10 protein-coding genes, 1 tRNA gene and 3 pseudogenes are annotated in these 12,505 nt (G+C 69.1%); 6 read left to right on the top strand and 8 right to left on the bottom strand.

Annotated features, from left to right (window positions below; translation table 11 throughout):
• The first annotated feature begins 1 nt into the window (after window position 1).
• From D7X74_RS17320 to D7X74_RS17335, 4 genes and pseudogenes are all read left to right on the top strand, one after another.
• Window positions 2–1,516, top strand: a complete 1,515-nt coding sequence (locus D7X74_RS17320; protein ID WP_120534074.1) for an FAD-binding protein — start codon at window positions 2–4, stop codon at window positions 1,514–1,516.
• A complete protein-coding gene (locus D7X74_RS17325) occupies window positions 1,513–2,526 on the top strand; it encodes a hypothetical protein (protein WP_120534075.1) in 1,014 nt (337 codons plus the stop codon). Before D7X74_RS17320 ends, D7X74_RS17325 begins: the two co-directional genes overlap by 4 nt.
• Window positions 2,527–2,695: 169 nt before the next feature.
• Window positions 2,696–4,861 carry a DUF4082 domain-containing protein gene (locus tag D7X74_RS17330; RefSeq protein WP_233602141.1) on the top strand — a complete coding sequence of 722 codons (2,166 nt, stop codon included), beginning with the start codon at window positions 2,696–2,698 and terminating at the stop codon, window positions 4,859–4,861.
• A gap of 77 nt (window positions 4,862–4,938) precedes the next feature.
• Window positions 4,939–5,956, top strand: a pseudogene (locus D7X74_RS17335) (IS3 family transposase).
• A gap of 56 nt (window positions 5,957–6,012) precedes the next feature.
• Here the strand turns inward: D7X74_RS17335 and D7X74_RS17340 are convergent.
• The 6 genes and pseudogenes from D7X74_RS17340 to D7X74_RS17370 all read right to left on the bottom strand — a co-directional run bounded on the left by D7X74_RS17340 (window position 6,013) and on the right by D7X74_RS17370 (window position 10,288).
• Window positions 6,013–8,493 carry a WD40 repeat domain-containing protein gene (locus D7X74_RS17340; protein ID WP_120534078.1) on the bottom strand — a complete coding sequence of 827 codons (2,481 nt, stop codon included), beginning with the start codon at window positions 8,491–8,493 and terminating at the stop codon, window positions 6,013–6,015.
• Between the two features lie 281 nt (window positions 8,494–8,774).
• Window positions 8,775–9,350 carry a transposase gene (locus D7X74_RS45275; RefSeq protein WP_233602142.1) on the bottom strand — a complete coding sequence of 192 codons (576 nt, stop codon included), beginning with the start codon at window positions 9,348–9,350 and terminating at the stop codon, window positions 8,775–8,777.
• Window positions 9,233–9,547: pseudogene (locus D7X74_RS45280) on the bottom strand (DUF5131 family protein); the annotation flags it as partial. The gene D7X74_RS45275 and the pseudogene D7X74_RS45280, both read right to left, overlap by 118 nt.
• Entirely contained in the window at window positions 9,540–9,728 is a 189-nt protein-coding gene (locus tag D7X74_RS17360) for a hypothetical protein (protein WP_120534082.1), read from the bottom strand. The gene D7X74_RS17360 and the pseudogene D7X74_RS45280, both read right to left, overlap by 8 nt.
• On the bottom strand, window positions 9,721–9,912 hold the full coding sequence (locus tag D7X74_RS17365; RefSeq protein ID WP_120534083.1) for a hypothetical protein: 192 nt from the start codon (window positions 9,910–9,912) through the stop codon (window positions 9,721–9,723). Before D7X74_RS17365 ends, D7X74_RS17360 begins: the two co-directional genes overlap by 8 nt.
• A gap of 139 nt (window positions 9,913–10,051) precedes the next feature.
• Window positions 10,052–10,288 (bottom strand): hypothetical protein, encoded by a 237-nt coding sequence (locus tag D7X74_RS17370; protein WP_120534084.1) that lies wholly within the window; start codon window positions 10,286–10,288, stop codon window positions 10,052–10,054.
• A gap of 520 nt (window positions 10,289–10,808) precedes the next feature.
• Here D7X74_RS17370 and D7X74_RS17375 point away from each other — a divergent pair.
• Both D7X74_RS17375 and D7X74_RS44840 read left to right on the top strand, forming a co-directional pair.
• Window positions 10,809–10,882: transfer RNA gene (locus tag D7X74_RS17375), tRNA-Arg, on the top strand.
• Between the two features lie 140 nt (window positions 10,883–11,022).
• Window positions 11,023–11,151, top strand: a complete 129-nt coding sequence (locus D7X74_RS44840; RefSeq protein WP_255424432.1) for a hypothetical protein — start codon at window positions 11,023–11,025, stop codon at window positions 11,149–11,151.
• Window positions 11,152–11,436: 285 nt separating this feature from the next.
• On the opposite strand, the pseudogene D7X74_RS45285 reads toward D7X74_RS44840, so the two are convergent.
• Both D7X74_RS45285 and D7X74_RS17385 read right to left on the bottom strand, forming a co-directional pair.
• Window positions 11,437–11,703 (bottom strand): annotated as a pseudogene (locus D7X74_RS45285) (NlpC/P60 family protein); the annotation flags it as partial.
• A 325-nt stretch (window positions 11,704–12,028) separates the two neighbouring features.
• Window positions 12,029–12,265: a hypothetical protein gene (locus D7X74_RS17385; RefSeq protein ID WP_233595714.1), complete on the bottom strand. Its 237-nt coding sequence runs from the start codon at window positions 12,263–12,265 to the stop codon at window positions 12,029–12,031.
• Window positions 12,266–12,505: the final 240 nt, after the last annotated feature.

Genomic DNA, 12,505 nt, shown 5'->3' on the forward strand with positions numbered 1-12,505 from the left:
CATGCCTCCCATCATCCACCAGAGCGACCTGAAGCAATGGCAAAACTGGCACGAGAGCTACAGCCAGAAGCTGGAGCTGCTGTTGGATGTATGGAATGCCAATGCCTCCGAGTCCTCGACGGAGGGCTATGCCGATACCACCCGGGGCCTGCAGGGGCTGATTGCCCAGGCGCTCCGAGATGGCCTGGAGATCCGCGCGTTGGGAGCCGGCTGGTCCTTCTCCCGCGCGCCCGCGACCAGTGGAATCCTGGTCAACACCAAGCCGCTGAACTACCTCTTCCCAACCCCTCGCGCCCACCCGTCCTACGCGGGCTCGCGGGACAACCTCCTCTTCGTCCAGTGCGGCAACTCCGTCGCGGAGCTGAACCACTTCCTGATGGAGAAGATGGGAAAGGCGCTGCCGACCTCCGGGGCCAGCAACGGGCAGACCATCGCCGGCGCCATTGGGACGGGTACGCACGGCTCCTCCCTGACCTTCGGGGCCATGCAGGACTTCGTGGCCGGCCTCCACCTCGTGGTCTCACCGGAGCGGCACGTGTGGCTGGAGCGCGCCAGCTCCCCCACCATCAACGATGACATCCCCCAGAAGCTTGGCGCGGAGCTCATCCGGGATGACACCCTGTTCAACGCCGCGCTCGTGAGCCTGGGCAGCTTCGGCGTCGTGCATGGCGTCCTCCTCGTCGTCGAGGACCTCTACCACCTCCAGGCGTACCGCCGGCGGATGCCCCTGACCGAGGGCCTCTGGCGCGCGATGGACCAGCTCGACTTCTCCGGTGTCCAGCTCCCGGGCCCCCCGGGGCAGACGCCGTATCACTTCCAGGTCGTCATCAATCCCAACGACCTGGAGCGCGGTGCCTACGTGACGGTGATGTACAAACATGCCCAGTGCCCTCCGGGCTCGAAGCCTCCCAGCCCTGGCAGCAAGCTGACACAAGGCGACAGCGGCCTGGAGATCGTCGGCGTCCTGACCGACATGGTCTCGGAGCTGACCATTCCCGTCCTCGCGAAGCTCTTGGACCGCTTCTATGGGGAGTTCTCGAACGTCTGTGGGCTCCCAGGAGAGATGTTCACCGACACGACCACCCGGGGAAGGGCCTTTGGCAGCGCGCTGGGAATGCCCCTCGGCCAGGTGCGCAAGACCGTGGAGCACGCCATGGCCATCAACCAGGAGTACCCCTTCCCCGGGCTGCTGGCGCTGCGCTACGTCCTGCCGTCCAAGGCCACGATGGCGTTCACCCACCACGGGCCCTTGACGTGCGTGCTCGACATCGACGGGGCCGGGTCGGCGCGCACGAAGACGTACTGCCAGAAGGTCTGGCAACGGCTCACCGAGCAGCAGGTGCCCTACACACTGCACTGGGGGAAGATCAACGACCTGGACGCGGCGCGCGTGCGGAGCATGTATGGCCCGGAGCGCATCGCTGCGTGGATCAAGGCACGAGAGGCCCTGCTCACCAGCCCCGCGCTGCGGGCGGCCTTCGCCAACGACTACCTGCGCACCCTGGGCCTCGCGTGAGCGCGCCGGGCCTCCGGCGGGGGCTCGCGCTGCTGACGGGCCTGGGGATGCTCCTCGGCCCGGGGCCAGGGCTCGCGCAGGACAACATCAACCTCTACCGCTTCGTGCTCGACGTGGACGTCCCGGAGTCCGCGGCCCTCGTGGCCCTGGATGAGACGCCCACGCACGTGCTGCTCGGCGCGGCGCCCAAGCCCCTCATGGCCACGCTGGTCGCCTCGCGGACCTCGGAGACGCTCCGCCCGGGCCTCGCCCTGGACGTCGCGCCCTACTTCCTCTTCGGAGGTGGCGTCCGGAGCCTCTCCCGGTATCGCTCCAACTCGGTGGCCGGTCGGCTCATGCGGGTGCTGACCAAGACGACGCTGTCGGCCGCGGTGATTCCCGACGCCACGGTGGCGGACGCGTGGCGCGTGGGCTTCGGCCTCCGGACGACGGTCCACGACCCTCATGATCCCGTGCTCAACTCGCCCCTGCCCGAGAAGGTGGCGGACGCCCTGGCGAACCACGGCGTGTCCCCGCCCGGGGACGCGGAGGAAGACGTCTCGGAGCGCGGCGTGGACCTCTCCACGCTCTTCGCCGAGGCCCTGCGGACGATGCGGGCCCGGGGCGACATCCAGATCTCCGGCGGCTGGGGCGTCTCCGCTCGCGTGGAGGGAGACGTGCTCTCCGCGGACGGCCTCACGGACACCCGGCACACGTTCTGGGTGACCGGCCAGTCCGCGCTCGGCCCGCGCTTCGATGCGCTCGCGACGGTGCAGGGGCTGGATGTGTGGAACTCCGAGCGGGCCCTGCGTGCCGGGGCGGGCGTGCAACGCAAGACAACCCTCGCGGACTTCCGCGCCGAGCTTGTCTTTGACACCACGGATGATCGCCTGCACCCCGCGGTGGCCATCGACCTGAAGTTGCCCGGCTGCACGAGCGTCATCGCCGCGCTCGCCACGGTGCCCGGCCCGGACACCCGGTTGCTCCGGGCCCAGGTGCAGCTGCGCGGATACTTCGCACAGTGCCCGTAGCTTTTTGAAACCCCGAGCCTGCGTCTGCCTTTCGGACGATCCTGGAACTGTCCGTTCTTCCTGGAATACTCGACTCCCAAGCCGGCAGTGTGAGATCCCACCGCCAGTCTTCAACCACAGGGAGTTCGACGTGCTGAGCCGTTCATCCATTTGGATCACGACGTTGTTGATGGGTTTCACGGGGGTGCAGTCAGGCTGCGGCGCCGTGGAGCCTTCCGCCCCGGAAGCACCGCGCACCGAGCAGGCCGAGCAGCCGCTGCTGACGGGCGAGCGCGCCCTCTTCAGCGCCTCCGCGGTGCCGGCCGTGGCGGCCGCGAATGACAGCGCCGCGGTGGAGCTGGGGCTGCGCTTCCGCAGCGACGCGCCCGGGCAAATCAAGGGCGTGCGTTTCTACAAAGGCGCGGGCAACACGGGCACGCACACCGGCAGCCTCTGGTCGGCGTCAGGGACGCTGCTGGCCACCGCGACATTCCAGGGTGAGACGGCGTCGGGCTGGCAGGAGGTGCGCTTCACCACGCCGGTCAACATCACGGCGGACACGAACTACGTCGTGTCCTACCACGCGCCCGCGGGGCACTACGCCGCGACGAGCAACGGCTTCGCGTCCGCGCTGGATGCGCCGCCGCTCCATGCGCCCGCGAGCGTGACGGGGGGCGGCAACGGCCTCTATCGCTATGGCGCCAGCGGCTTTCCCACCGACACCTTCCAGGCCACCAACTACTGGGTGGACGTGGCGTTCCAGCCCAACGACACCACGCCACCGACGGCCCCCACCAACGTGGTGGCGTCGCCCAACTCGTCCACCGCCATCGACCTGACCTGGTACGCCTCAGTGGACGGCAATGGCGAGATGCAGGGCAACGCGCGTGCGCACCTGGTGTACCGGGGCAGCCTGCTGCTCGCGGAGCTGCCCGGCACCACCACGAGCTACCGCGACACCGGCCTGACGCCCGCCACCGCGTACCAGTACACCGTGCGGGGCCGTGACGCCGCCGGCAACGTGGGCCCCGCGTCCGCCACCGTCACCGCCACCACGCTCGCGAGCAGCGTCTGCAACCCGTGCAGCCTGTGGAACGTGGTGACGGGCGACCCTCAGTTCGAGAACGCGGACAGCACGCCGACCGAGGTGGGCCTGAAGTTCCACACCGACGTGGCGGGCACGGTGACGAAGGTGCGCTACTACAAGGCCAGCGGCGACATCGGGCCGCACGTGGGTCACCTGTGGAGCGCCACTGGCACGCTGCTGGGCACGACCACGCAGGCGCCCGGGGAGACCAGCTTCGGATGGAGGGAGCTGACGTTCCCGACGCCGGTGGCCCTTGCCGCGAACACGACCTATGTCGTGTCGTACTTCGCGACCGCCGGCCGCTATGCCATTTCGACCAACTACTTCAGCAATGCGGGCGTGGACATGCCGCCCCTGCATGCGCCGTCCGCGGTCGCGGCGGGTGGCAACGGGGTGCGCCGTCTGAATGGCAGCGGCTTCCCGTCGGACGCGTGGCTGAACACCAACTTCTGGGTGGACGTCGCCTTCGTGCCCGCCACCGGCGACGCGTCTCCGGTCGACCTGTCCGTGCAGCACGACTTCCCCGCCGGGTCGGGCGTCCGGGGCGAGGCGCTCTTCTATGACATCGCCGTGACGAACCACGGCACGCGGGCGGCCACCAACCTCTCGCTCGACGTTCCCGTTCCGGCCGGGCTCGCGCCGTTCGCCTTCACGCCGACGGCGTCGGTGGGCACGTGCGGCTACTGGACCAGCAGCACCATGCACTGCGACATCACGAGCCTGCCGGCCGGTCAGGACGCGGTCGTTCGCATGACGCTGGTGCCCTCGCTCGCCGGGACGTTCCAGTTCCAGGCGACCGTCACGGCGTCGGAGACGGACAACGTTCCGGGCAACAACACCAGCACCGTGACGATCCCCGTGGGCCCCGCGTCGAACCTGGTCACGTTCGATACCTTCGACGGTGCGGATGAGGCCATCACCGGTCCCCACGGCCCGTTCTACTTCGTGCAGAACAAGTGGTACCTCGCGTCGCCTTGGGGCGGGTTCACGACGAAGAGCGTCTCGTTCAACGGCGGGGGTGTGAACCAGGGCGAGCTCAGCATCTATGGGGAGCGGAACATCGTCGGGCTCGACGCCTTCACCTGGGACACGGGCGCGACGCTGACCCTGAGCTGCTTCAACCAGCCCACGCGCACCTTCACCCTGACGCCGGGTCAGGTGACCCACGTCGTGACGAACTGGCAGGGCACCTGCTCGTACGTCACCCTGGCGACGTCGAACGGCTGGGACACGAACTTCGACAACATCGAGCTGACGCCGCTGCCGTGAGTCCGTGACGGTGGGGGGCGCGGTGTCCGGGCCCCTCCCCTGCGCCTGCCTCCGCACCGGGGGCAGGCGCAAAGCAGGTGTTGGAGGAGGGCAAGTCCCGGGCGCAGGTGGCCAAGGACCTGGACCTGACGCGCAGCGCATTGGAAACCTGGGTGAGGCAGGCGCGCGCCGATGCGGGCCAGGGACCGCCCGGGGTGCTGACGAGGGGCGAGAAGGAAGAGCTGACCCAGCTGCGCCGCGAGGTACACCAGCTGCGGATGGAGCGTGAAGTATTCGGCGGCCTTCTTCGCCAGGGAGAGCACGTGAGGTTCGCGGCCATCCAGGAGGAGAAGGCGCACTACCCGGTGGCCCTGCTGTGCCGTGTGCTGGAGGTGTCCCGGGCGGGCTACTACGCCTGGGAGGGGCGGGAGGCGTCCGCACGCCAGAAGGCCAACGCCGCGCTGGCGGAGCAAATCCGGCGGGTGCACCAGGACAGCCGCCGCACCTATGGCAGCCCCCGCGTGCGCGCTGAGCTGAAAGCGCAGGGCCAGCACGTGGGCCGGCACCGCGTGGCCCGGCTGATGCGCGAGGCCGGGTTGCGGGCTCGCCGGCGCAGGCGCTTCGTGCACACCACGGACTCCAAGCATGGCCTGCCGGTGGCACCCAACGTACTGGCTCGCGACTTCAATCCGCCCAAATCCAACCAGGCCTGGGTGACGGACATCACGTACGTGCCCACGCGCGAGGGCTGGGTGTACCTGGCGGTCGTGCTGGACCTCTTCAGTCGGCGCATCATCGGCTGGGCCATGGACCACTGCATTGACCGACACCTGGTGCTCTCGGCCCTCGACATGGCGTTGAAGGGTCGCTGTCCCCCCGCCGGGTTGCTGCACCCTTCGGATCGCGGCAGCCAAGGTGGATTCAACGGGTCGTCGCAACACTCGAAGCTGAGGAGTTGCGATGGGTGCGAAGAATCGTCGACGGGCTGCCCGAGCTGGACGCCCTCCCATGTCATCGCCCGGCCGTCCATCCGTAGGGCGGCGGCACTCCTCGCTCGGCTACGTCAGCCCCGTCGAGTTCGAGAAGGCTGCCTCACAGGTGCTGCTGGCTGCTTAACCCACCTGTCCACCGACCCCGGGAAAGCTCATCTGGGCTGCCAGTGACTCCGGGCCTCAGGCTCCGCCCGAGGCGTCGTGGAGCTTCAGCACGTAGAGGAAGTCCGGGACGGTGAGTCCGCGCGCCACGACGAGCCCGTCACGCAGGATGATCGTCTCCTCCAGCGAGTCGTGGAAGCGCGCCAGGGGCGTGGTGTCCATCCGGCGATGGAACGCGACGGGCTCGTCGCTGAGCACCTCCCAGTACGCGCGGCGCGTCACCTCATCGGGCTCCGCGTTACCATCGAGCACCTCTCTCGGCGCCCCCGTGGCGAGGTCGAAGAAGCGCGTCTTCTGGTCATCCGAGCGGGTGACGAGCACGTCCCCTTCCATGGCCACCAGGAACGGCAGCGCGGGGTGCTGTACCTCGTACATGAGCCGCCCCGTGTCCGCTTCATACAGGCGCACCCGGTCGTCCAGTGTGCACACGGCCACCCGCAGGCCATCCTCGGAGAGCCTCGCGGCGATGACCGGCTCTTCGGAGACCTGGAGCACGCGCCGGAAACCCGAGGTCAGGTCGAAGAGCTCGAGCTCACCCGAGGCCCGTCCCACCGCGATGCGCGGCACGCGCGCGGCCGCCGTGTACGCCACTGCGGGCTTCATCAAGGCCTGCGTGTCGAGCACAAGCCGGCCCGTCTTCACGTCGTGCACCTGGAGCCGGGAGGGCTCTTCATGGCCCGACACGACGCAGGCGCCGTCCGGGGTGAACTCCACCATCGTGACAGGGGCCTCGGGGCCCTTGAGTGTGTGGAGCAACTGGCCGTCGGCCACGCGCCACACTCGCACCACGCCCAGCTCGAACGTCCCCGCGAGCAGCGTCGTGTCCGGGGAGAAGGTCATGACCTGCTTCATCGTCATCTTCCTGGACGCATCCCGCCCCTCCAGCGGCTTCCCGGTCAGCTCCATCGTCGGTGCGAGGCGTGCCAGGTCGAACAACTGGATGCCCCGTCGCCACCCGTCCTCCAGGTAGCTCGTGACGGGATAGGCGGCCAGCGCGTCGTTCCCGCTGAAGCGCCAGGCATGCAGGTTGGATGCATTGGCCTCGGGCGGTGGCTCGCGTACGTGGCCCTGGGCATCGATAACGAGCATGCCATCCATCCGCATCGCGACGGCCAGGGCTCCCTCGGCCCGTCCCCACAGGTGCTTCACGCGGTGCTGCTCGGAGAGGAGCCTGGGGGGAGTGGGCGCATCGAGCTGGCTCAGCAGCACACCGCCATCGACGGCCGTCAGCGCGAAGTGCTTCAGGTCCGGCGAGAAGGCCGCGCCGCGCTCGTGCCCGTCCGAGGAATAGGGACGCGACCACACCGAGGCGCCGTCCTTCACGTCCAGCACCTCCAGCCGGTCGTACCCCAAGAGGCCCAGCCGCGAGGTCCCCAGCCACTGCACGTGGGAGTAGCGCGAGCCCCCCTGGATGCCGCGCACCCGCTGCCAGGTCTTCGTCTCCGCCACGCCGACGTCATCGAGGTCCGCCCACGCGAGCCACTCGCCGTCCGGACTGAAGGCCACGGTGCTCACGGAGCGCTGCGCATCCAACCGCGCCACCTGCTCGCCCGTGGCCACTTCCCACACGCGCACCGTGTCGTCCGACGCGCCCGACACGAGCCAGCGCCCCGAGGGATGGAACGCCACGCTCAACACGGACTGCTGGTGCCCCTTGAGCGTGCGGACCTTCTCACCCGTGTCCAGGTCATACAGGTGGATGAGCCAGCCGAGGTTGGCCACCGCCAGCAGCGTGCCATCCGGGCTGAAGGCCACCGACGTCACCTGTCCCTCCTGACGGCGGAACAAGTGCAGGTGCTCTCCCGTCTCCACGTCCCAGACGCGCGCTTCATGCGCCCTGGAGCCCGAGGCCAGTTGCTTGCCATCCGGGCTCCACGAAATCCCGCGCACCTCCATCTCGTGGCCCTCCATCACCCGGAGTTGCTTGCCCGTCGCCACGTCCCAGACGTGGACGTTGTTACCGTCGGCGTGCGAGCCGTCGGAGTACGAGCCGGTGGCGAGCCGCGTCCCCGTCGCATCGAAGGCCGCGCACAACACCTGGGACTCGTGCCAGAGGTACACGTCGGCACCCTCCAGCGCGCCACGCAGCGGCAGGAGGGACTCCACCCAGGGCGCACCGCCGGAGGACTCCCGCTGCCGTCGCCACCAAGCCGCGAGCTGGTGGAGGTGCGCCTCCGGGTCGTCCCAGGGGCCCTGGCCCGTGACGGAGAAGTGCCGCGCGGCGTCTGGCGCGTCGTACCAGCGCAGCCGGTTGTAGAGGCACTGGAAGATTGCCTCGGGGTGCTCGCGCAGGAAGTCCGCGTCGAGGGTGACGGCCTTGCGCAGCACGCCGAGCGTCCGAGGCCCCACGGTGGGGCCGTCCTCGTGCAGCACGCGCGTGTCCGCCGGCGTCCGGGCGAGCGCGTCGTCGAGCGCGGCGAGCAGCCCGTCCACCCCTTCAACGTCGATGAGGGCTTCGAGGGTGGAGAGCTCTGTGAGTGATGCGAGGTCTTGGGGCATGGGGGGCCTTCGCCGCGAGGTGCGGGGGGGACGCATTCTCGCGGCGACCCTCCGCCGGTTTCAATGGGCGAGTGCCCGGCGCGTCGCAGAGCTGGTGAAGGAGTTGGCCCGGGCCCAGGTGCGCCTCAAGCGAGCCGAGGCCCTGCTGGACCTGCAAAAAAAGTATCGGACATGTGTCTCCAATGCGTGACGCTCGGAGCCCCGTCAACCGGGCTCCGAGCGCTCACTGCCTCGGGACTACAGTCGCGGCAGACACGACAGGCAGGGGACAGGCCCTAGTCCTATGACCGGGTGAAGTCTGTGGGTTGGTAATGGAACTTCGCTCGGGCCTTCGGCACGGTGAATCGCCAGCGAATCCGGATCCGGTGGCGGTTGGCCCACTTCTGCCATGCCTGCGTTTCGCAGCGGAGCTTGTCGAGCGTGGGGATGCGCCGCGTCCCCAAACACTGACGGGAGAGCAGGGAAATCTCTACCTCCGCCTGATTGAGCCAACTGCCGTGGACGGGCGTGTAGTGTAGAGTGAATCGACGCCAGAGCCGACGTCCTGCACGTACCCCGTACCGCACCTCCAACGCATGGCGGCTGTGGGTACTGAGGTTGTCCAGCACCAGGTGAATGGTGTTCGCCTCCGGGTACCTCGGCGATATCCTGGAGGGCTTCGGCAAACGCCGGACTCTTGGACCTGGAAGGTATGCCGTCGCGCGAGCGCCATCGCCGCGAACACCAGCGCGATGTCCTTCGCATGGAGCGACTCGTGGAAGAGGTCGCTCATGCTGTTGACGAAGACGCGCCGGGGCTTCCGCCAGCGGAGCGGCTCGGCCAGCATCTCCGCGTCGAGCACCACCTTGCCCGTCCATCGCGGGCCGGCCGGGGTGCTCTTCACCAGGCCCTCGTAGGGCTGGCCAGGGCCGGCGAGCCGGATGGCCATGCGCTCCGCGTAGCAGCCACCCTTGCGGTTGCCGGAGGTGCCGCCACCGCAACCGGGAGAGACGCGGGAGCAGCCGCGAGTTGGGTTCCACACAACGTCCGTCCACTCGATGCTCGTGTCACCCATGGCGCTGCACCTCGTGCTTCGTGGAGAGGCCGCCGGGCAGGACGCGCAGCGCGGGCCGGCCGGTGGTGCTGGTGGACGTGGGGCGTGGTTGGTGGCGCTCCAGCAGCTTCAGGAGCGGGGTCGCCACGCGGAGCAGCGCGGTGGCGCAGAGGACGCCAAGGGCGCGAAGGACGTCACGCATGGCACGCCCCCTCGCCGCCCGAGAACGCGTCCACCAGCGCGGCCTTCGCGCGCTCGTGGAGGGACCACTCCCGCTTCAGCGCCTTCCGCCAGAGGCGCCAGCAGAGCTTGTCCTTGCAGGTGGCGACGGGCCGGTCCCGCAGCTCGTTGAGGACTTCGCGCCGCGAGCGCGGCGCCCAGCACACCGCGCAGCGCGCCTTTGCGAGCCCACGCCGTCTGCGACGGCGGCCACCAGCCCCCCGCTGCCCACGTGATGCCCGACGGCGTCCTGCTGGTAGTCCCGCAGCCCCTTCTCGGAGCACGAGCCCACGTCGAAGGCGGGGCTCATCGGCCACCGCCCTTCTTGCCGCGCTGAGCCTTGGCGTCCGGCGCGGTGGACGAAGGGTTCTTCGCGGCGACCGCCTGCGTTGGCAGCCAGCAGAACGCCTCGTACGCGTAGCTCCCCTTCCCCGTCGAGGATCCGGAAACGCCCCATCCACCGGGGACGCGCTGGAAGTGCAACGTGAAGTTGTCGGGAAGACGGGACTGCTTGGGTGTCACCGCTTTGCGGTTGGATGACATGACGTGCTTCTCCTGGTCGCACCCGGAGGTGCGGCCGGAATGAATGGGTTCGGGGCTACGGGTGTGCGGTGCCGGCAGCGCGGTGGAGTGCGCCAACGGCGAGATGGGCGGGGGTTGACGCTGCGGGCGGTAGGGGCTGCAGGTCCTGCTACGACTTGGCAGGGAGGAGCCGTCGCGCCACGCGCCACAAGGCCGCGGCAGCGCTACTGAGGGCTCGCCCTCATGGCATCCAGGCACGCGGTGCAGTGCGTCCAGGGATGGGGGCCATGTCCGGCCTGCATGTGGAGGCAGCTAGCGAGCCGCTCCAAGCCGTCCACGGCGGCGGAGGCGGCGGCCTTCGCCGCATCGCGCTCTGCTCGCCCGGAGCCCCTCGTCATGATGCTCAGTGACTGCCGGATGACATGGGCCGGTCCGACGGGCCCGGAACTCCCACCGGACTCCCAGGCCGGTGACCCACCCCCACCGAATCACCGTCGTTGCGACGGGATTCTGCCCTGATATAAAGGGGTTGCGCTGGATTGACCCCGTAGCTCAGTTGGATAGAGCGGCGGTTTCCTAAACCGCAGGCCACAGGTTCGATTCCTGTCGGGGTCGCTCTCCAACCCCCCGGTCCGACTGAGGAAATCAGCGGGCCGGGGGCGAGGGAGCCCACGAGCCAGCACGAGCGGTGAGTCCAGGGCGAGTTCAGGCGGGGTTTCGTCCCCGGCCGCCTCCCGGACACGTTTACCCTCACCTTGCACCGCACGCCCGAGGGCTGGTGCGTGGACGACTCGGCCACTGGCAGCGGGCACTACACCTACGAGGCGTTCTGCAACGCACAGGTGAATTTCGCGAACCAGGGCGTGGCCGTCGGACGCGTCTAGCTGGAAGGTCTGGTGCCGAAGCCGGGCGACGAGTTCCCCGCCTTCATCGCGTAGGAGTCGCCCTTGGGACCGGCCTGCACATGCGGTCCCGGGCCTCCCTCTCAAGGGGGATGCGTCGGCCCCCATAGAGCTGGATAGACCGCCATGCATGAAAATCTGGAACACTCCCTCGTGTGGCATGCGGGTGGTCCTCGTGCTCGCCTTGGCGGCTGCAGGCCCTAGCGGGACAGCGCACGCCCGCGCCGCGTCCTCCAGGGTGAGCGTGCGACTACCGCCCCCGGAGGCGCCCACCACCACGCCCGCGCCCACGTGCACCATCACGTGGTCCGGGTCGCCCGCCTTGCCGTACAGCACCAGGTCCCGAGGCTGGAGGTCCGCCACGCTCGCCACCGGCTTGCACGCGTCCCACAGCCGGTCCGTGTTGTGCGTCTTGCGCCAGTCGGGCCCGCCCACCTGGTGCAGGCACCACGTCACCAGCCCGGAGCAGTCGAAGAGCTGAGCGCCGTTCGCCGCGCGCTCCCCCTTCGCGCCCCAGCGGTAGGGGGAGTGCATCAGGGAGAGGACGCGGGAGAGGAAGGCGGCACGCTGCGATGTGATGGGCACGACGAGCTCCGGGGACTACGCGGTGCTCCCCGGGGAAGGGGTGCCCATCGGCCCGTTGAGGGGTGCTACGTGCAACCCGTGGAGCAGTAGCCTTCTGGGCAGCAGCGTTCATGGACGCCGATGCAGCGCGGCTCGCCAGGGGTGTCGTTACACAACCTTCAAAGGCAGACATGATACAATCCGTGCAAGTCGAATTTGATGCATCCAGGGAGATGGAACCCTGACAGTAGGCACCGCGCCACAAAGACTCAAGCCAACGCTCGAACGAAAGGATTTAGCGGTCGGGCTGCGAATCCTTGGCCACCACGTTCGCGGCGTGCTGGAGCTGGCGCGTGGTGCGCTCCCCCAGCAGGGGCATCTGGTCCACGACGGTCTCGTGCTTCGACTGCCGACGCGACAGCAGCCCGTTGAGGAGCGGGACGAGGAGCTGGCTCACGGCCAGGATGAGGACGGCGGACTCGGTGCTGTCGGGGGCATGCCCGGACAGAAAGGGCGGCGGCTTTGCGTTCACCCTGTCGCGCCGTCGCCGCCCGCTATGGCAAGACGGCGACCAACTACCTCGCCGTCTTGCGCACGTCGCATCCATTCGGATGTGACCCGGTCGCATCAGAGCCAGGGCCTCAGCCGATCCCGCAGCGTGCGCACTCCAGGCCATGCCTGCGCCAGCGCGTGGTAGAGCGGCCGTCCGAGCCGGAGCGTGGCCTCCGCCAATTCCGGAGGTCTGGAAGCCGGGGGCTCCGGGGGCTGGGGC

The organism is Corallococcus sp. CA047B (genome assembly GCF_003612065.1).
In the GTDB taxonomy this organism is placed as follows: domain Bacteria; phylum Myxococcota; class Myxococcia; order Myxococcales; family Myxococcaceae; genus Corallococcus; species Corallococcus praedator.

Excerpts from the sequence above, each read along its gene's own strand:
- D7X74_RS17340 (WP_120534078.1), bottom strand. The coding sequence starts at position 8,493 with ATGCCCCAAGACCTCGCATCACTCACAGAGCTCTCCACCCTCGAAGCC.
- D7X74_RS45275 (WP_233602142.1), bottom strand. The coding sequence starts at position 9,350 with ATGGACGGGCAAGGTGGTGCTCGACGCGGAGATGCTGGCCGAGCCGCT.
- D7X74_RS17320 (WP_120534074.1), top strand. The coding sequence starts at position 2 with ATGCCTCCCATCATCCACCAGAGCGACCTGAAGCAATGGCAAAACTGG.
- D7X74_RS17360 (WP_120534082.1), bottom strand. The coding sequence starts at position 9,728 with ATGCGTGACGTCCTTCGCGCCCTTGGCGTCCTCTGCGCCACCGCGCTG.
- D7X74_RS17370 (WP_120534084.1), bottom strand. The coding sequence starts at position 10,288 with ATGTCATCCAACCGCAAAGCGGTGACACCCAAGCAGTCCCGTCTTCCC.
- D7X74_RS17330 (WP_233602141.1), top strand. The coding sequence starts at position 2,696 with ATGGGTTTCACGGGGGTGCAGTCAGGCTGCGGCGCCGTGGAGCCTTCC.